Origin of the sequence: Haloarchaeobius baliensis (assembly GCF_052060055.1) — an archaeon.
GTDB classification, from domain to species: Archaea; Halobacteriota; Halobacteria; order Halobacteriales; family Natrialbaceae; genus Haloarchaeobius; species Haloarchaeobius baliensis.
In genome coordinates this window covers 246,446-265,150 of the sequence record NZ_JBPPFR010000002.1, presented here as the reverse complement: position 1 = coordinate 265,150, position 18,705 = coordinate 246,446, and the positions used below count along the sequence as shown (strand labels likewise).

Sequence of the window (18,705 nt, the reverse complement as noted above, 5' to 3'; positions counted from 1 at the left end):
TCGTAGCCTGGGGCGGGACGACCCTTAGGGTGTCGGTTCCGGGTTGTCCCGTGTGAACGGGTCGAACGATGCCGGGGTTTAAATGCCGGGCGGCGGGCAGTGAGAGTAATGAGTGCACCAGCGCGCTACGACATCTCGGGCGTCGAACTCACCGACGACCGGTACACCGTCGTCCAGAGCCTCATCCGGAACAAGTACAGGGCCGACGACGCGGCCGGGAACACGGTGCTGAAGGGGAAACAGAAGCTGTTCAAGATGAAAGAGGAGTTCCCGTTCGTCGACGCGAACGGTGAGGAGGTGTTCACCGTCAAGGCCGGTGGTATCATCGACGTGGCGGGCAACTACATGCTGCGCGACGCCCGCACAGGGGAGGACGTCGTCGTCCTCGACAACGACTTCTCGCTCCTGCAGGACACCTGGCGGGTCCGGGACGCCCGCACCGAGGAGGTCATCGCCCGGATCGACTCCCGCGGCGCGGCTGTCACCCTGGCCCGGAACTTCCTGCCGTTCGGCGAGCTCATCCCGCACAAGTACGAGATAACCGACGCGAACGGGGACCACGTCGGCAAGATCGACGGCCAGTTCTCGTTCAAGGACCGCTACGACATCGTCATCGACGACGCCACCGACGTGCCGAAAGAGCCCATCGTCGCGGCCGCGATGGTCATCGACGCCATCCAGGGCAACTGAGCGGACGTCCCACCCTCACGCTGGTCGCAGGTGGACGACGACCTCGGTGCCGACCTCGGGGTCGCCGAACGTGACCTCTCCGCCGAGCGACCGCACCACCCAGTTGACGACCCAGAGACCGAGTCCGTCGCCGTGTTCGACCTGCGAGACGTCCCGGTCGCCGGTGAGGAACGCCCGCTCGTGCGCGGGGATGCCGGGCCCGTCGTCGGTGACGTGGATGTGGACGCCGTCGGCGTCCGTCTCGACACGGACCCCGACCGCCGGCTCCGGCGCGTGGGTGTGCTGGATACCGTTCTCGACGAGGTTCTCGACGGCGAGGTCGAGGCGCTCGTCGGCGTGGGCCATCGCGGTCTCGGGCGCGTCGACGTCGATGGTCGCCTGCGGGTAGCGGTCGCGTAGGCCGTCGACGAGCGGCTCGAGCCGTTCGACCACGTCGGTCGGCCCCGGTGTCAGGTCGGTGTCCTGCTGGATGACCTGTTCGAGCTGGTGGACCTTGTCGGCGAGGCGGGCCACGTCCTCGGCACGACCGGTGACCCGCTCGATGAGCGCGTGGGCGTCGGGGTCGTCGAGCCGGTCGTCGAGCTGGTCCAGATAGCCGATGACGACGCCCATGTCGGTTCGCAGGTTGTGTCGGAGCACGCGATGGAGCACCTGCAGGTGGTGCTCGCGGTCCCGCTGGTCGGAGATGTCCGTGTAGATGCCGAAGGCGTGGGTCCCCCAGTCGTCGGTGCGGTACGGGATGCCCCTGAACAGGAAGTAGCGGTCTCCATCGGCGGTCTCCCGGCGGACCTCGGCGGAGACCGGGTCGTCTCCCTCGGCGAGCGTGCGCCGGTCGAGCTCCCGGCCGGTGTCCTCGTCGTCGGCCGGCACGAGCACGTCGTTGACCGACTCGCCGACGACCTCGCCCGTCTGGTGGCCGAAGACACGTTCGAACGCCGGGTTCACGGTGTCGACCACGGGCTCGTCGCCCTCGAACCGCGTGTCGACCACGGGGTCCGGCAGGTGCTCGAACAGCGACCGGAAGCGGTCGCGCTCGTGGGCCAGCCGCTCCTCCGTCTCGACGAGGTCAGAGATGTCCCGCACCGCACCGATAGTGCCGCGGAACTCGCCGTCATCGCTCGGGAGCAACGAGAGCTCGATCTCGATGGGTACCGTCGTCCCGTCGCCCTGGATGCCCGTCGTCCGGTACGTCCGGCTCCCGTCGTCGCCGGCCGCGAACAGCTCGGCGACGAGCTCGCTGCCGCGCTCGACCCCGTCCTCATCGAGGAACTTCGAGACGTGCTCGCCGACGAGCTCGTCGCGGTCGTAGCCGGTCGCCTCGACGATCTGCCGACTCACGAGGACGATGCGGGCGGTCTCGTCGAGGACGTACACCATCTCGCGGACGTTGTCGACGACGGTCCGGTACAGCTCCAGCGTCTCCTCGCGGGCGGCACGTTCGAAGGCGGCCGAAGCGTTCGCCGTGAGTATCTCCGCGAGCTGGACGTCCGACTCCTCGACGTCGGTGACGCTGCCGGTGCCGACGGCGAGGACGCCGTGCTCGCCGAGCGGGAAGTACAGTGCGGCGTCGTCGTCCCGGCGTTGCACGGTCGGCTGGCCGGTCTCGAAGACGCGGCCGACCGGCGGTTCGCCCACGTCGTACGCCGGGTCGTCGCCGCCGGCGGCGGGGGTCAGCCGCTCGGCGTGGTCGTCGGCGAGCCAGACCGTCGTCCACTCGAAGTCGAGGGTGTCCACCGCCGCGTCGACGACGACGTCCGCGATCTCGTCCGGCGAGTGGGTGGTGAGGAGCTGCCGGGCGGTCGCGAGCAGGCCGCTGAGCGTCCGCTCGTCGGGTCTGGTCGGGTCCTGCTCGCGCGAGAGGAGCGCGACCCGCTCCGCGAGTCGGCTCGCCGGGTCGGCCCAGATAGAGAGCGGGACGTACTCCGAGGCGGTGCCGTCGGCGACGGCGGCGGCGACCTCGTCGCTGGGCTCGTCGGTGACGAGGATGCTCGGGACGTGTGGGTAGGCGTTGCGCAACCGGCCGAGGAGTTCGAGGCCGGAGAGTCCATCGCGCGTGTTCGGACAGACGACGCAGTCGACGGGGTCGGTCGCGAGGTGGTCGGCGGCGTCGGCGTGGTCCTCGGCCACCCTGACCGCGACATCTGGGTGGTTCGACAGGAGTGGCTCCTCGCGGGAACCACGGACCGACAGGACCACCGGACGCGAACTCATGCGGGTGAAGTCACTCGGACGATGGGCAGGTGGCTACATGAAACTGTCTCCCAGCCGCCGTCGGCGCGAGCTGTCAGTACTCGGACGCGAGTAAATCTAACCGCTTAAGTGCGAGCCCGCCCGTGTCACTCGTAGCATGGCCACGTACGCGGGCGTCGACCTCGGCGCGACGAACGTCCGGGCGGTCGTCGGCGACGGCGACGCCCGCATCCTGGGGTCGCACCGAACGAGCACGCCACAGGGTCCGACCGGCATCGCCGTGACAGAGGCGGTGCTCGACACGCTGCGGAACGCCTGCGCGGACGCCGGGGTCGACCCGACCGACGTCCGCGCCTGCGGCATCGGCTCTATCGGTCCCCTCGACCTGGCCGAGGGTGCCGTCGAGGACCCGGCGAACCTCCCCGACACCGTCGAGCGCATCCCGCTCTCCGGTCCCATCGGGCAGCTCATCGCCAGCGACCGGGTGTACCTGCACAACGACACCGCCGCCGGCGTCATCGGCGAGCGGTACCACGCCGACCGCAACCCCGACGACATGGCGTACATCACCATCTCCTCGGGTATCGGCGCGGGCGTCTGCGTCGACGGCAACGTCGTCGCCGGCTGGGACGGCAACGCCGGTGAGGTCGGCCACTACGTCGTCGACCCGCAGGGCCGGCTCACCTGCGGCTGCGGCAAGGACGGCCACTGGGAGGCGTACTGCTCGGGTAACAACATCCCGAACTACGCCCGCCTGCTCGCCGAGGACGACCCCGAGGTCGAGACCTCCCTGCCCCTCGAGGACCCCGAGTTCACCGCGAAGGACGTGTTCGACGCCGTCGGCGAGGACGAGTTCGCGGACCACGTCGTCGACCAGCTCGCGCACTGGAACACCATCGGCGTGAGCAACGTCGTCCACTCGTTCGCTCCCATCGTCATCTACATCGGCGGCGCTGTCGCGCTCCACAACACCGACCTCGTCCTCGACCCCATCCGCGAGCGCATCGACGAGATGGTGATGACGAACATCCCCGACATCCAGCTGACCACGCTCGGCGACGACGTCGTCGTGAAGGGTGCGCTCGCGAGCGCGCTCACCGGCGGCACTGGTGACAGGAGTCGGACACGTCGCTGACCGGAGCCGGGATTCACCCTGGTCGGTCCGACACCAGTCGGCCGTTTCGACGCGAGAACTAGTAACAAAAAGACATCTTTGAGCTACCTGAACCTTTAGTTGGGGACGCCCGTTCCATCGCGGTATGGAACGAAGAGATGTTCTCCGTGCGGGTGCAGGCGCACTCGCACTGGGTGCAGTTGGAGGGACAGTCTCCGCAACACGAGCACAGGACGCCTACGAGCCACTCGGGAGCGTCGACATCGAGGGGACCATGGAGGTCGCGCCGACCGAGGACGGGAACTTCGCGTTCGTCGCGACCGGCGACGGCTTCGTCTCGGTCGACATCTCGGACGAGGCGAACCCATCCATCGCCTTCGAGGACCGCGACCTGCTCGCCGACCGCGAGGCCGGGCCGATGCAGGCCGTCGCGGACCTCAAGGTCGACGGTGACCGCCTGCTCGTCGTCGGCCCGAACCAGCGCGGCGAGGTCATCAAGGCGACCCTGCTCTACGACATCTCCGACCCCGCGAACCCCGAACAGGTTGCGGTTCAGACCGTCGACCACTCCATCCACAACAGCTTCTTCGTCGACGGCTACGCCTACCTGACGAAGGGCGACCGGTTCCGCATCATGGACACGTCGAACGACGAGTTCAGCGCGGTGTCCGAGTGGGGTATCCACCAGACGAGCGACATCTGGTCCGAGGTCAACTCCGCGTTCCGGAACGTCCACGACCTGTGGGTGCAGGGCGACTACGCCTACCTGGCGAACTGGGACGCGGGGACCGTCATCGTCGACATCTCCGACAGGGCCAACCCCTCGATGGTCACGCGACTCGGTGGTGCTGACCCCGAGAAGCTCGCACAGATCCAGCGCCAGGACCTCGGCGCGATCTTCTACCAGCCGCCGGGGAACGACCACTACGTCACCGTCGACGACAACGCGGAGACGCTGTACGTCGGTGCGGAGTCGTGGGACGCCAACCCCGACGACGACCGACGCGGCGCCAGCGGCATCGACATCTGGGACATCTCCGACAAGACCAGCCCCGAGAAGCTCACCACCATCCGGGCACCGGGCGCCGAGAACGAGGGCTTCCAGGGCCAGTTCACCACCTCCCACAACTTCGAGGTCCGGCAGGGACGCCTCTACACCTCCTGGTACTATGGCGGCGTGATGATCCACGACGTCTCCGACCCCGCGAACCCCGAGCGCCTCACCTGGTGGCGCGACCCCGACAACACGCAGTTCTGGGGCGCGAAGCACGCGCGTTCGAACGGCCCCGACGCACAGGGCGTCTTCGTCGCCGGCAACATGGGTCCCGGCCAGAGCACCGGCGGCCTCTACGTCTTCCCCGACACCGAGGGCGAGATGGCCGAGCCGCCGGGCGTGTTCACCCCGCCGGAGGAGACCAGCATGATCTCGAGCGTCGACTGGCCGGACTACGTCGGCAACGGGAGCGAGAGCCCGAACACCCAGACCCCTACCGAGACGTCGACGCCGACGGAGACGCCGACGGAGACACCCACCGCGACGCCGACCGAGAGCGGCACGACCGCGGCGGACGGCACCACCGCCGCGGACAACACCACCGCCGGGACGACCGAGAGCGGTGACGACGGTGGCTCGCCCGGCTTCGGCGCGCTCACCGCCATCGCCGGCCTCGGCCTCGGTGCGGCCCGCTTCCTCCGCAGCGACGAGGAGTAGCGAGAGACCGCACACCTGAGCGGCGAACACCGGTCCGGTCCGATCCGGTCCTGGCGGGGACCCACCCCCCGCGTCGGCCACCGCTGGATGCCGTCGGAGAGTAGGTAGGTAGTTCAGCTTACATTCCGGCAGTCTTTTTTCGATTCGAACGTTCCAGGGGTGTATGCAACGTAGAACGCTCCTCCGCGCCGGTGCCGGCGCGTTCGCAGCGAGTACCCTCTCCCGTGCCGTCGCCGCCACCGGGACGACGGCGTACGAACCGTCCGGCGAGCTCCAGATCGACGGCGCGGCCGAGGTCGTCCTCGACGCCGACGGCTCGACGGCGTACGTCGCGGCGGGCACCGGGTTCGCGACCGTCGACGTCTCCGACCCCGCCAGCCCGACCGTGCTCGCCGAGAAGCGCCCCATCGAGACAGGCGGCGGGAGCTCGGCCCGCGAGATCCTCGACATCAAGGTCGACGGGAACACGCTCCTCGTCCCGACCGCCGCACAGGGCGGTGGTCCCCTCGGCTTCTTCCTGTACGACGTCTCCGACCCCGCGAACCCGACCCAGATCGGGGACTTCTACGACACACCCCACGGCAACCACAACTCGTTCATCGAGGACGACGTGGTGTACCTGACCGGCAACACCCGGCAGGCGACCTACCTCAGCATGATCGACGTCTCCGGCGAGGAGTTCGAACAGGTCGGTCGCTGGTCGCCGAGCCAGGACCTCGATGCGGGCTGGGGCGAGGTGCTCGGCAAGGTCCTCCACGACATGTACGTGCAGGACGGGATGGCCTACTGTGCGTACTGGGACGCGGGGACGTTCGTCGTGGACGTCTCCGACCCCGCCGACCCCGAGTTCGTGGTCCGCATCGGCGACTACGCGTTCGAGGACCTGCGGGAGTGGAGTCGGTCGCGCGCCAGCACGGACTACACCGAACCGCGTGGGAACTCGCACTACGTGGCGGTCGACGACGACGCGAGCATCCTCGGCGTCGGGCGCGAGACGTGGGACACCCGGACCGACGACGACCACGGCGGCCCCGCCGGTATCTCGCTGTACGACATCTCCGACCCGACGAACCCCACACACCGCGCGACCATCGAGCCGCCGATGCCCGCAGACGGCGACACGAGACAGAGCGGCACGTGGACCACGTCGCACAACTTCCAGTTCGTCGGGGACCGGCTCTACACCTCCTGGTACCAGGGTGGGGTGAAGGTGTTCGACGTTTCGGACCCCACGAGCCCGGAACAGCTCTCGTGGTGGCGCGACCCGTCGTACGCCTTCTGGACTGCGGTGTCGACGCCCGACGTGGACTTCTACGCCGCGACGAGCTACAGCGGCGTGCCCGGTGCGGACAACAGCGCGCTGGTGTTGTTCCCCGACGAGGCCGGCGAACAGTCCTCGGCACCGTCGAGTCTCGTCGACGCGGACCCGCTGGTCCGCGCGGAGAACGAGCACTACGTCGACCTGCCCGGTGCATTCGGGGGCGACGGCGGCGACAGCACGGCGACGTCGACGGCAACGCCCGAGCCGACGCCGACAGCCACACCGACGCCGACAGCCACACCGACGCCAACCGAAACCACGACCGCCACCGAGAGCGGCGGCGACGCTGGTTCGCCCGGCTTCGGGGCGCTCACCGCCATCGCCGGCCTCGGCCTCGGTGCGGCCCGGTTCCTCCGCGGTCGCGACGAGGAGTAGCGCGGTTCCTCACGGTCGTTCCTGTCGAATCGTGCGACACGGACCCAAAGCTTTCTCATCGTCGGAGTGCCTACCCCAGAGTGATGAGTACCGACGCGGCCGAGACGGACGACGCGCTCGCCGAACGCGTAGAGCAGTGGCTGGCGCGCGAGATGCCGATCATCCAGATGCACGGCGGGACCAGTTCCGTGCGACGGGCCGACCTCGAGACCGGCGAGGTCGTCGTCGAACTCGGCGGCGGCTGTTCGGGCTGTGGCGTCGCCGACATCACCACGGGCAACATCGAGGCGGAGCTGCTGAAGTGGCCGGAGATCGAGGAGGTCACCGTGCGCGTGCCGGAGAGCGGCGAGTCACTGGGCGTCGAGCAGGCCGAGTCCATCATGGGCGTCGACCGGACGGAAGGTGGGCGCGGCGACTGGGGCTCCTCGAACCCCGGGAAGGATCACCTCTGAGGCGAGTCGACGGCGCCGTCGCTGTCCGTTCTGGCGAACAGGCGGTGCGTGCGGCTCCCGCGCGGGGCACACCGCACTCCCGCCCAGACCACCGCGCGGCCGGATCGTGGCTGACGCTGGTTCTGGGCGCGGCTTCCGAGATAAAGACTGGTCCCGCTCAGTCGCGGCCGAGCTTCTCGCGGCTGATCTTCACGCCCGTCGGTGTGACGATGAGCTGATCGTCGCCCTTCTGGACGATGTCGCCGTCGACCTCCTGGGCGACCTGTCTCAGTTCGTCGACGATGTGTTCGACCGTCCTGTCCTCCGTCCGCAGGCGAGTGATATCGGCGATGACGAGGTCGCCGTCGTAGACGGCGTCCTTGATGTCGATCGCGTCGGCCTGTCCGGCGACCTCGGCGATGTGAACCTCCATCGCCGCGTCGCCCGAGACCGTATCGAAGTCGTCGAGGTCGAGTTCGAGATAGTCCTCGGTGCTGTGAGAGTTGTTGCCGCCGAGGATCTTGCTCATGAGGCCCATGAGTGTCTACCTACGGTGGCGAGCGTTTAGTTCTTACGTCAGACACGGCGACGGGGCCCTGCGACGAGGGGGCGTGACGGCGACCGCGGCAGCGGATGAGCCGCACTCTCTTTTACACATTCGACGGTGAGAATGAATAAGCAACCATATCTAAAATTGTTACCACGTACAGTTAATTATATAATCGGCGGTGGACGACAACAGGCCACATGGTCAGAGACACCAATGGCGTTTCCCGACGGCGGCTGTTGAAGGGGGTCGGTGCTGGAATGGCCGCGACGACGATGGCGGGCGAGGTCGTCGCGGGCGAGGGTGCGGCGGACGTCGTCGTGGGCGTCGCCGACGACCACGGCCTTCAGACAGCGCGGGACCAGGCATCGTCGGTCAGACACGAGTTCGACTTCGGCGACATCGGGCGGGCCGTGGCGGGGCGGTTCCCCGCCGAAGCCATCGAGGGGCTCCGGAACAACCCCCACGTTCGATACGTCGAGGCCGACGGGGAGTACCACGCACTCGCACAGACGCTTCCGTGGGGGGTCGACCGCGTGGACGCCGACGTGCTACACAGCAACGGCGACACCGGCGACGGAGCCGACATCGCCATCCTCGACACGGGCATCGACAGCGACCACCCCGACCTGGCCGCCAACATCCAGGGCGGGAAGTGCTTCACCGCGGACTGCTGTGGGGAGGCCAGCGGGGGCGGCGGCCCGTTCGGCTGCAACACGAACAACAACGACTGTCCCAACGCCTGGGACGACGACAACGACCACGGGACACACTGCGCCGGCATCGCGGACGCGATGAACAACACCGAGGGCGTCGTCGGCGTCTCGACGCAGGCGAACCTCTGGGCGGGGAAGGTGCTCGACGGCTGTGGCTCGGGCTCGCTCTCCTCGATCGCGGCCGGCATCGAGTGGGCCGCCGACCAGGGCTTCGACGTGGCGTCGATGTCGCTCGGGGCGTCCTCGGGCGACCAGACGCTGCAGGACGCGGTGCAGTACGCCGCGAACCAGGGGCTGCTGATGGTCGCGGCGGCAGGCAACGACGGCCCCTGTTCGGACTGCGTGGGCTATCCCGCGGCCTATCCGGAGGTCATCGCGGTCTCCTCGACGGCCAGCGACGACAGCCTCTCGGACTTCTCCTCGACCGGCCCGGAGGTCGAGCTCGCGGCGCCGGGCACCGACATCTACTCGACCGTCCCGAGCGGCTACGCGACGTTCTCGGGCACGTCGATGGCCTGTCCGCACGTCTCCGGGGCCGCAGCACAGGTGATGGCCACGGGCGCGACCGCCTCGGAGGCCCGGACGATACTCCAGGACAGCGCGGAGGACATCGGCCTCGGCGGCAACGAGCAGGGCTACGGGCTCCTCGACGCGGAGAACGCCGTCGCGGCCTCCGGCGGTGGCGGCGGCGGAGACGACGCCGCGCCAAGCGTCTCGTGGGCGAACCCCGCGGACGGCGACACCGTCAGCGACTCGGTGGCGATACAGATCGATGCGTCGGACGCCGAGGACAGCGACGACTCCCTGACCGTGGAGTGGCGCGTCGACGGCGGGACGGCACGGTCTGCGTCGTACGACAGCACCTCCGGCTACTACGAGGCCAGCTGGGACAGCACGGGCGTCTCCGACGGCGACCACACGCTGTCCGCGACGGCGACCGACTCCGCCGGCAACTCCAGCAGCTCGTCCATCACGGTGACGACGGACAACAGCAGCAGTGGGAGCACTGCACCGGCCATCGACGAGTTCGGCATCAGCAACCGGAGCAACGGTGGCTGGGCCCGCTTCGAGGCGAGCTGGTCGGTCTCCGACGCCGACGGCGACCTCGCTTCGGTCGACCTCGTGCTCGACCAGAACGGCACCGTCGACTCGGCGAGCTACGGCGTGAGCGGCTCGACCGCGTCGGGCTCGACCCGGCTGCAGGACAAGAAGGGCTCGGGCAGCTACGACGTCACGCTGACCGTGACCGACGCCGCGGGCAACACGACCAGCCAGACGAAGACGGTCACGGCGTGAGGGTCGCGTAGCCACCCGACGGCGCCTCGACTTCCGGCACACCGGCTTTTTTGCTCGGCTCGGCCCTGTCCCCGGGTATGACGTTCAGCATCTGCGTCCACGAGACGTACACCGACGACGACGGCACGGAACAGGACCGCTTCGGCGTGGCGGTCACCACCCGACTCCCCGGCGTCGGGACGCTCTGTCCGTTCGCCAGCGAGTCCGGCGCGGTGGCGACACAGAGCCTCGTCAACGTCGAACTCGGCCGGAAGGGAGTCGAGTACCTGGACGACGGGCTCGCCATCGAGGACGCCCTCCAGTCGCTGCTGAACGCCGACGAGGGCGCCGAGAACCGCCAGCTCCACGGTGTCGACGCCGAGGGGACGTTCGTCTTCTCCGGCGAGGAGTGCAAGGACTGGTACGGCCACATCGAGGGCGAGAACTACACCGTCGCGGGCAACCTGCTGACCGGCGAGGCCGTCGTCGAATCCGTCGCCGAGGAGTACGAGGCGAGCCGCGACGACGACCGCCCGTTCGCCGAGCGGCTCGTCGACGCGCTCGCAGCCGGGCACGAGCAGGGCGGGGACAAACGGGAGGAGCTGCACATCCAGAGCGCGGCGCTCGTCGTCGAGTCGACCGAGGAGCGCGTCGTCGACCCGTACTACGAGGACCTGCGGGTGGACGCGACGGAGACGCCCATCGCGGACCTGCGCGAGACCTACGAGTACGCGGTCGAGGGCTACGAGATGGCGATGGAGCTGTACGAGGACGCCTACGACGAGGACGGGATGGACCCGGTGGACGACGGCGAGGACGCCGCATCGTCGGACGACGAGTCAGCCTGAGAACTCGAAGAGGTCGTCGCCGACGTGGTGGATGGACTCGACGACCTTGCCGGAGTCGCCGACCATGTCGTCGCCGTCGGCCTTCGCGCGACCGACCGCGAGCACCTTGCCGTGGGTCTCCTCGGCGATGACGACGAGGTCGCCCGGCGCGATGTCCGAGGTCGCCTCGACGATGCCGGGGCGCATCACGTCCGCGCCGTCGGAGACGAAGGAGATGGCACCGGCGTCGACGGTGACGACGCGGCTGGTCGGCTCGGTCGCGTTCGCCCCCGCGACGGTGAGGAACGGTTCGTCGTCGACGTAGAAGACGTGGGGCTCGCCGTCGACGAGGACGACGTCGAACTCGCTGTCCTCGAACTCGACCAGCTCGTACGTGTCGCCGTCGAGCTCGACGCCCAGTGCGTCCGCCACAGCGGTCTCGACGTCCCTGACGTCGTCGCTGCGGAGATGATGTCGGGACTTCACCTGCATACCCGAACCGTCCACGGGGAGCCGCATAAACCGGTCGTTCTCGCGGAGGGTGCTCGACGGTCGACCGCACTTAAACTGGGTGAGAATCTCGCGGCAACGCCTTTATACGGGCCCACCGTTGCCCAAACCATGTGGGGTGCCCGGCGAGACGGCGACGACGACCCCGTGACGTGCATCGCGTGCGGCGACGAGGTCCCTCGCACCGACGCCCGCGAGTACGACAAGCACGGCAACCGGTGGGAGCGTACGAACAAGGAGTTCGAGTACCTCTGCAAGCCCTGCGACCGGGCGTGCTGTCACCAGCCGCGGAAGGGCCTGGAGGCGATGCTCGTCGACATCGACGCCGGCCGGCTCTCCGAGGAGGAGTTCCTCGCGCGTTTCCACGACGCGACCGTCGAGGCACAGGAGCACTCGGACTGAGCGGTCGGTCGACGCCACGACCTGTCGTCGGCGAGAACGTTTTTGCGAGCCCACCCTGAATCGGAAAGCAATGCGCTACGACCGACGACGACTGCTGGGCCTGCTCGGGACGGGTCTCGCCACCTCGGTGGCGGGGTGTTCCGGTGACGGCGGTGGGGCCGAACCGACCGCGGCGGAGACAGATCAACCGACCACCACCCAGCCAGGTGGCGACGGGACGACCGCCACGACGGAGGAGACGGGCGATGGGACGGACGAGGACGGCGAGACCACGGCCTCGGTCGCCTGGAACGTGGTCGGCCACACACCGCAGAACCACACGTACGACGGGGCGGTTGCCGGCCCCGGTGGGGAGCCGACCCGGCGGTGGCGCTGGGAGTACCCGCTCGTCGAGGAGGCAGAGTACCCGGGCGTCGTGTACTCGACGCCGGTGGCCGACGACGGGACGCTCTACAGTCTGTTCTCGGGGTACTTCCGGGACGTGGGCACGGACTCGAACGACGACGGCGAGACCTACCGCAACCGGCTGGTGGCGGTCGACGCGGCGAACGGCGAGCAGCAGTGGGAGACGCAGGTCGCACCGGAGGACGGCTGGGCGAACGGTCTGCCCGCGCCGACGGTCGGTGACGGAGCAGTCGTCGTGTACGTCCGAACACTGCAGGCCATCGACGCGGAGTCCGGCGAGCGACGCTGGCAGAACGAGAACGCACGGACAGCCTACGGCCCGCTCGTCGCCGATGCGGGCGAGGTGTTCGTTCCCTCGGCCGGAGACGGAACGAGCCTGGCCGTCTACGACCTCGCCGACGGGAGCGAACGCTGGACGGCACTGGACCGCGTCTCCACGAACTCGTTCGTCGGACTCTCGGACGACACCGTGTTCGCCGCTGCTCGTGACGAGGTCGTCGCGCTGGACCGGAGCGACGGCACCGAGCTGTGGCGGACCAGCGCGGGGACCGAGAGCGTCGTCCTGGGCGCCGGGCGGCTGGGGCCCGTCCACGCACCGGTCGTCGACGACGAGGCCGTGTACGTGGCTGGCGGCTATCAGGCGGCGGTCCAGCGCGATACGGGCGCAGTCGTCGCCCTCGACAGGAGCGACGGCACCGAGCGGTGGCGCTTCAAACCGGAGGCCGGAGACGCACAGACGGAGATCTCGGGCGTCTGGGGGCTGCCGGTGCTGCACGACGGGACGCTGTACGTCGTCGGTGGGCGGGGCGACGTGACGAGTGGGTCCGCCTCCTACCAGCTCTACGCGGTCGATGCCGACAGCGGAGTCGTCGAGTGGGAGGCGAGCACGCCGTCCCTCACGTTCCAGCTCGTCGGTGCCGGGGAGTTCGTCTACGCCGTCACGGGCGACCGGCTGCTCGCGTACTCGACCGCCGACGGAAGCCAGGTCGGGAGCGCGTCGGTCGACCCCGGGACGCTGTCCTCGACGCTCCCGAACGTCCTCGCCGGGGAGACGCTCGCGACGGCGTCGCAGAACGGTCTCGTCGGGTTCGGCCCCAACTGACGGGCGGCCCGCATCGCACACCGTCGGGACGCCCCGATACGTTTTCCCGTCCCCCCCTCGTAGCCCGGGCCATGACCGACGACGCCAGCGCGCAGGCCGAAGCCGGCACCGCCGAGGGCCAGGGCCCCGTCGAGATCGACGAGGAGCTCGCGCGCCATCTGGAGAACAAGCGCGAGGAGCTGTTCGAGAAGTTCGAGATCGCCGACGCGTTCCCGCCGGAGGTACTCGAGGAGGCCGAGGAGCGCACCGAGGGCGTCCAGCAGGAGATCGAGGACGAGCTGGACGAGCGCGAGGACCTGCGGGATCTGACGACGTGGACGACCGACCCCGTCGACGCACAGGACTTCGACGACGCCATCTCCATCCGCGAGAACGAGGAGACGTTCACGCTGTGGGTCCACATCGCCGACGTGACCCACTACGTCCACCCCGAGAGCGCGATGTGGAAGGAGGCCGTCGAGCGCGGCAACACCGTCTACCTCCCGGCGTACACAATCCACATGCTGCCGCCGACGCTCGCGGAGACGGTCTGCTCGCTCGTCCCCGAGGAGGACCGGCTCGCCCACACCGTCGAGATGGAGCTCGACAAGGAGCACCTGAGCTACGAGTCCATCGACATCTACAAGTCCGTCATCCACTCGAACGAGCGGCTCACCTACACGCAGACCGAGAACCGACTCGACGAAGCGGACGCGGACCTCCACGACGAGATCTCGCTGGTGTTCGAGGTCGCCGACCGGATGCACGAGCAGCGCAAGGAGGACGGCTCGCTCGTGCTCAACCCGCGCCGCGACCGCGCCCACACCATCATCGAGGAGTGCATGCTGAAGGCGAACAAGGCCGTCACGCACGAGCTGATGTGGAACCGCGGCGTCGAGGCGATGTACCGCGTCCACCCGCAGCCGACCCCCGACGAGTGGGACAAGGCGCTCGTCGAGATCCAGGACCTGGACGGCGTCTCGATCCCGGGTGACTCCTGGGACGACCCCCGGAAGGCGGTCAACGCGACCCTCGAGCAGGCGCCCGGCCGCCAGCTCGGCAAGATCCAGTGGGCAGTGATGAAGGTGATGCCCCGTGCGAAGTACATGAGCGACCCCTTCGGCGGGCACCACGCGCTCAACTTCGACATCTACGGCCACTTCACGAGCCCCATCCGGCGGCTCTCGGACCTCATCAACCACTGGATCGTCTACACGAACGACGTGCCCGAGGACCTCGCCGCGCTCTGTTCGCGCGCCTCGGACAAGCAGAAGGCCGCCGAGCAGTGCGAGCGCGAGTACAAGGGGTTCCTCCAGGAGGTCGGCCTCGACCCCGACGCCGTCAACAACCGCGGTATCGAGGTCGTCGACGACCCCGACGAGGAAGAGTGAACGGACCGGTGACGCCCCACTGACACGACGGCGGCATCCCTTTCCTCGCTGCCGACGTACGTCCACCCATGTACCGGATCGTGCTCCCCGAGGGAGTCATCGAGTGCGACGAGTACGAACACGTCGACCACGGCATCGAGTGCTACATCGACGGCACGTTCGCCGCGTTCGTCCCCTACGAGAACTGCCACGCGCTCGTCGACGAGGAGGTCGTCGACGCGGACGAGCGCTCCGTCTGGTAGCCGCAAGTCACCTCAGGCCGTCGGCGGTCGCCCGGCGGGCAGCGTCCGCCGGACCGTGACGTACGCGACGACGGCCGCGACGAGGACGGCCGCCGGCAGCCCGAACACGAGCACGGCGAGTCCGACCTCGCCCACGTCGAACACGACGGCGGCGACACCGAGCGGCACGACGATCACGCAGGTAGCGACCGCGACGACCGCCGCCCGGTACGCCGCGACGAGACGGGTGTCGAGGTCGCCGGCGTGGCGGTGCTCGCGGTAGCGTAGCGTCGCCACTGTCGCGAGTGCGACGGTGACCCCGACGGTGACCCCGACCGGGATGCCGACGAACAGCGACGGCCAGATGTGCGGGTCGAGGACTGCCGTGACCGCGAGCCCTGCGAGGACGAAGCCGAGCAGTCCGAGGGCGAGCGAGACGAGGGTCTTCGAGAGCGTGTTCATACCCAGACTACGCCGTCTCCGACGTTATACTCGTGTTCTGCTTCCCGACCGGTGGGAACCGGGACACCACAACCATCATGCGAACCACTGCCGTACCCGTGGGTATGGGCGCGTTCTCGTCACTCTTCGCCCGGGCACCGAACCAGCGCCGCTCGCGAGCCATCGTCAAGACGCTGCTGTACCGCGTGCTGATGGTCGTCATCACCGTCGTCGTCGCCTTCGCCGTCACCGACGACGTGCTGGCGTCGGTGAACATCGGGCTGGTGACCAACGTCGTGAAGACCGGGACGTACTACGGCTACGAGCGGCTGTGGGACCGGATCGCCTGGGGCGTCTGACCCGCGAGACGCTCGGCTCGCTGGATGGGCAGGTGTCCCCAGAACCTTCACTACGAGCCATTGTCGCGAGAGGTACTTAAACGGCTCCGGGACGGGCACCTCGCGCACGTCTCCGGCCACTGACGACGGAACCACCCGACGGTGTGGCCCCGAACGCGCACCGTTCCGGTCGCTATGCCGACGTTTGAGTCCGAAGCCGGCGCTCAATCCTCCCGTTGAACGGTGACGTGGCGACCGATAACTACGGTGCTACGAGATGACGAAATAATCGACCGAACGGCCCGGCGCACGCCGGGGTTCGGGGGGAAACCAAGATGACTGACGAACACACGACCGGACTGACGCGGCGGCGCATCCTCGGTGGCATCGGTGCCGTCGGGGTCGCGTCCGTCGGCGCCGGACTGGGAACGAGCGCGTACTTCAGCGACACCGAATCGTTCACGGGCAACAGCCTCACCGCTGGCGAACTGGACCTCAAGGTCGGCTGGCAGCAGGTGTACTACGGTCCGAACGGACTCGAACCGGACGCGGGGCCGATCCGCCCCCGGAACGGCGACCTCGGCGAGTTCGTCAACGCCAACCCGGACCACGACGGCGACGGCCAGCAGTCCATCGACACCGAGGACGGCGTGTACGACTGGAACATGGGCGGCCCGACCGGGGGCGACACCGACGTCACCGACGTCATCGACTGCGAGAACGTCGGCGAGGACTACGAGGAGATGTTCGGGGACCAGGAGACCCTCGTCGCACTCGACGACGTCAAGCCCGGCGACGGCGGACAGCTCACGTTCAACCTCTGTCTCTGTGACAACCCGGGCTACATCTGGCTCACGCTGGCGAACGTCGTCGAGGGAGAGAACGACGTCACCGAACCGGAGAGCGAGGTGGACAGCACGCCCGACGACGGCGAGCTCGCCGAGCACCTGAACGTCTACGTCGCCCTCGACGAGAACTGCAACTCCCGGTTCAACGACGAGGACACCACCGTCTGGAGCGGGACCCTCGCCGAGGCCCGCGAGGCGATCGAGACCGGCTCCAACGGTCTCCTCCTCTCCGAGGACTGCTTCGAGGGCGGCGAGTGCCACTGCGTCAACGTCGGCTGGGAGCTGCCCGAGGACGTCGGCAACGTCGTCCAGACCGACTCCGTCGGCTTCGACGTCGGCTTCTACACCGAGCAGTGCCGGCACAACCCCGACCCGTGTCCGTGCCTCGCCGACGAGTTCGTCGTCGAGGCCGGCGGCGAGCAGCACTGCATCAGCGCCATCGAGGCCGACATGTCGGTGGAGGAGTTCTACAACTACGGCGCCAACCACGTGAACGAGCCCGCGGTCGCCTACACCGAGGCCGACCGCAGTCAACTGTTCCTCTACCGTGACACCGGCTCAGGCGACACGAGTCTCGTGATGATCCACGACACCGTCGACGACGGCAGCGGGGGCGCGGCCACCTTCGAGTTCGAGTTCGCGGGCATCGCGCCGGGCAGCTGGGCCGTCCAGGACGACCCTGCCGACGACTACGCGACCAGCGGCGGCGTCATCTCGCAGGCTGACTGGACCTGGGCCAACGGCCCCACCGACGGCGGTGCCATCCCCATCGACGGCGACCCGTTCAGGGTCGACATCACGCCGGCGTTCAACGACGCCGCGGAGAAGGCGCCGCTCAACCCCGGCGAGATCAGCTCGTGGGTCGCCCTCTCCGGGGACGATACGGTCGTCGACCTGCCGCTGGACGAACCCGTCAGCATCTACTCGTGCGGCGGCAGCGACCTGTGAGGAACTGAGCACCCCCTCGTCGGGTGCACCACCATCGACACGTCCCACCGCCGTCTTCTTTCAAGTGCGTCTCGTGAGAAGGGCTCGTAGTGAGGCGTTCTACGCGCACCTCCGACCACCGAGTTGCGACGCCACGCCGTCGACCCGACGGATATTTCTCGCCTGTTCCATGTGAAAATAGTTATAAGCCACCCGATTCGTTGTTTCGGCCACACGATGTCCGTCCACGACAGCGCAAAGGCGGCTCGGAACGCCACCACGGTCGACGTGCCCAGGGTCGCGGGAATCGGTGCAGGGCTCGTCGCGGTGAACGTCCTGCTGATGCTCGTGGGGAGCTACACACCCCTCGCCGACCTCGGGACGGTCCTGTTCTCGAACTACTTCGTCGCCGTCGGCACGTTCGTCGTCACCGTCGGTGGCGGCTTCTGGGTGTCGAACAAGGGCATCGAGAACGACTCGATGCCCGTCGCCGGTGCCGGCGTCTCCCTCATCCAGTTCGGCTACACGCTCCTCGGATCGGCCATCCTCGTGGTCGCATCCCCGACCGTGCGGCTCGTCGCACTCGGCGTCACGACGGTCATCACGGGCCTCCTCACCGCCGGGGTCGTCGTGGTCGTCTACCGAACCGACCGGTCGTTCGAACGCTGGCAGCTGTACTCCAGAGGGCTGTTCGTCGGCGGGTTCGTCGTCGGCGCGGTCGGCTTCTTCGTCAACTCGCTGCTCATGCTCGGCGCATCGGTGCTGTTCTTCCTCGGGTTCGTCGCCGACCTCACCTACGAGATCTGGGCCGTCAAGGAGAACCGGTACGCGAGCGCGCTCCGCAACGCCATCGGCATCTACGTCGCCGTCATGGGCGTGTTCATCCACATCCTCCAGCTGGTGCTCCGGGCGCTCTCGTACCTGGACAACTGACGGGCGCCCGC

Annotated in this window: 18 protein-coding genes; 14 read left to right on the top strand and 4 right to left on the bottom strand. The window is 68.5% G+C overall.

Annotated elements, in window-relative coordinates; genetic code table 11:
- Positions 1–108 precede the first annotated feature (108 nt).
- Positions 109–690, top strand: coding sequence for an LURP-one-related/scramblase family protein (locus tag ACSG06_RS12180; RefSeq protein ID WP_440990553.1), 582 nt, complete (start codon positions 109–111; stop codon positions 688–690).
- Between the two features lie 15 nt (positions 691–705).
- Here ACSG06_RS12180 and ACSG06_RS12175 read toward each other — a convergent pair whose 3' ends face one another.
- On the bottom strand, positions 706–2,901 hold the full coding sequence (locus ACSG06_RS12175) for a PAS domain S-box protein (protein WP_440990552.1): 2,196 nt from the start codon (positions 2,899–2,901) through the stop codon (positions 706–708).
- 136 nt (positions 2,902–3,037) lie between these two features.
- Here ACSG06_RS12175 and ACSG06_RS12170 point away from each other — a divergent pair, with 136 nt between their 5' ends.
- The 4 genes from ACSG06_RS12170 (at position 3,038) to ACSG06_RS12155 (ending at position 7,853) form a co-directional block, all read left to right on the top strand.
- Positions 3,038–4,015: an ROK family protein gene (locus tag ACSG06_RS12170; RefSeq protein WP_440990551.1), complete on the top strand. Its 978-nt coding sequence runs from the start codon at positions 3,038–3,040 to the stop codon at positions 4,013–4,015.
- Between the two features lie 124 nt (positions 4,016–4,139).
- The gene (locus ACSG06_RS12165) at positions 4,140–5,705 is read left to right on the top strand and encodes an LVIVD repeat-containing protein (protein ID WP_440990550.1); all 1,566 of its coding nucleotides are present in this window, start codon (positions 4,140–4,142) and stop codon (positions 5,703–5,705) included.
- 163 nt (positions 5,706–5,868) lie between these two features.
- Positions 5,869–7,401: an LVIVD repeat-containing protein gene (locus ACSG06_RS12160; protein ID WP_440990549.1), complete on the top strand. Its 1,533-nt coding sequence runs from the start codon at positions 5,869–5,871 to the stop codon at positions 7,399–7,401.
- Positions 7,402–7,484: 83 nt separating this feature from the next.
- Positions 7,485–7,853, top strand: a complete 369-nt coding sequence (locus ACSG06_RS12155) for a NifU family protein (protein WP_440990548.1) — start codon at positions 7,485–7,487, stop codon at positions 7,851–7,853.
- A gap of 157 nt (positions 7,854–8,010) precedes the next feature.
- On the opposite strand, the gene ACSG06_RS12150 is transcribed toward ACSG06_RS12155, so the two are convergent.
- Entirely contained in the window at positions 8,011–8,370 is a 360-nt protein-coding gene (locus tag ACSG06_RS12150) for a cell division protein SepF (protein WP_256297957.1), read from the bottom strand.
- Positions 8,371–8,579: 209 nt separating this feature from the next.
- Here ACSG06_RS12150 and ACSG06_RS12145 point away from each other — a divergent pair, with 209 nt between their 5' ends.
- Both ACSG06_RS12145 and ACSG06_RS12140 read left to right on the top strand, forming a co-directional pair.
- Positions 8,580–10,391, top strand: a complete 1,812-nt coding sequence (locus tag ACSG06_RS12145) for a S8 family serine peptidase (RefSeq protein ID WP_440990547.1) — start codon at positions 8,580–8,582, stop codon at positions 10,389–10,391.
- A gap of 77 nt (positions 10,392–10,468) precedes the next feature.
- Positions 10,469–11,218 (top strand): DUF1028 domain-containing protein, encoded by a 750-nt coding sequence (locus ACSG06_RS12140; RefSeq protein ID WP_440990546.1) that lies wholly within the window; start codon positions 10,469–10,471, stop codon positions 11,216–11,218.
- On the opposite strand, the gene ACSG06_RS12135 is transcribed toward ACSG06_RS12140, so the two are convergent.
- Complete coding sequence (locus ACSG06_RS12135) at positions 11,210–11,689, bottom strand: RNA-binding protein (protein ID WP_440990545.1); 480 nt, start codon at positions 11,687–11,689, stop codon at positions 11,210–11,212. The two genes, ACSG06_RS12140 and ACSG06_RS12135, sit on opposite strands and share 9 nt — an antisense overlap.
- Before the next feature lie 129 nt (positions 11,690–11,818).
- Between ACSG06_RS12135 and ACSG06_RS12130 the strand changes: the two genes are divergently transcribed.
- The 4 genes from ACSG06_RS12130 to ACSG06_RS12115 all read left to right on the top strand — a co-directional run bounded on the left by ACSG06_RS12130 (position 11,819) and on the right by ACSG06_RS12115 (position 15,228).
- The gene (locus ACSG06_RS12130) at positions 11,819–12,109 is read left to right on the top strand and encodes a DUF7562 family protein (RefSeq protein ID WP_440990544.1); all 291 of its coding nucleotides are present in this window, start codon (positions 11,819–11,821) and stop codon (positions 12,107–12,109) included.
- Between the two features lie 70 nt (positions 12,110–12,179).
- On the top strand, positions 12,180–13,616 hold the full coding sequence (locus tag ACSG06_RS12125; protein ID WP_440990543.1) for an outer membrane protein assembly factor BamB family protein: 1,437 nt from the start codon (positions 12,180–12,182) through the stop codon (positions 13,614–13,616).
- 71 nt (positions 13,617–13,687) lie between these two features.
- Positions 13,688–14,986: an RNB domain-containing ribonuclease gene (locus ACSG06_RS12120; RefSeq protein ID WP_440990542.1), complete on the top strand. Its 1,299-nt coding sequence runs from the start codon at positions 13,688–13,690 to the stop codon at positions 14,984–14,986.
- A gap of 68 nt (positions 14,987–15,054) precedes the next feature.
- The gene (locus ACSG06_RS12115; protein WP_440990541.1) at positions 15,055–15,228 is read left to right on the top strand and encodes a hypothetical protein; all 174 of its coding nucleotides are present in this window, start codon (positions 15,055–15,057) and stop codon (positions 15,226–15,228) included.
- 12 nt (positions 15,229–15,240) lie between these two features.
- Here ACSG06_RS12115 and ACSG06_RS12110 read toward each other — a convergent pair whose 3' ends face one another.
- Positions 15,241–15,669 carry a DUF8147 domain-containing protein gene (locus ACSG06_RS12110; RefSeq protein ID WP_440990540.1) on the bottom strand — a complete coding sequence of 143 codons (429 nt, stop codon included), beginning with the start codon at positions 15,667–15,669 and terminating at the stop codon, positions 15,241–15,243.
- 104 nt (positions 15,670–15,773) lie between these two features.
- Between ACSG06_RS12110 and ACSG06_RS12105 the strand changes: the two genes are divergently transcribed.
- From ACSG06_RS12105 to ACSG06_RS12095, 3 genes are all read left to right on the top strand, one after another.
- Positions 15,774–16,007: a DUF2061 domain-containing protein gene (locus ACSG06_RS12105; RefSeq protein ID WP_440990539.1), complete on the top strand. Its 234-nt coding sequence runs from the start codon at positions 15,774–15,776 to the stop codon at positions 16,005–16,007.
- A gap of 314 nt (positions 16,008–16,321) precedes the next feature.
- Complete coding sequence (locus tag ACSG06_RS12100; protein ID WP_440990538.1) at positions 16,322–17,782, top strand: SipW-dependent-type signal peptide-containing protein; 1,461 nt, start codon at positions 16,322–16,324, stop codon at positions 17,780–17,782.
- A 216-nt stretch (positions 17,783–17,998) separates the two neighbouring features.
- A complete protein-coding gene (locus ACSG06_RS12095) occupies positions 17,999–18,694 on the top strand; it encodes a hypothetical protein (RefSeq protein WP_440990537.1) in 696 nt (231 codons plus the stop codon).
- The last annotated feature ends 11 nt before the right edge of the window (positions 18,695–18,705 follow it).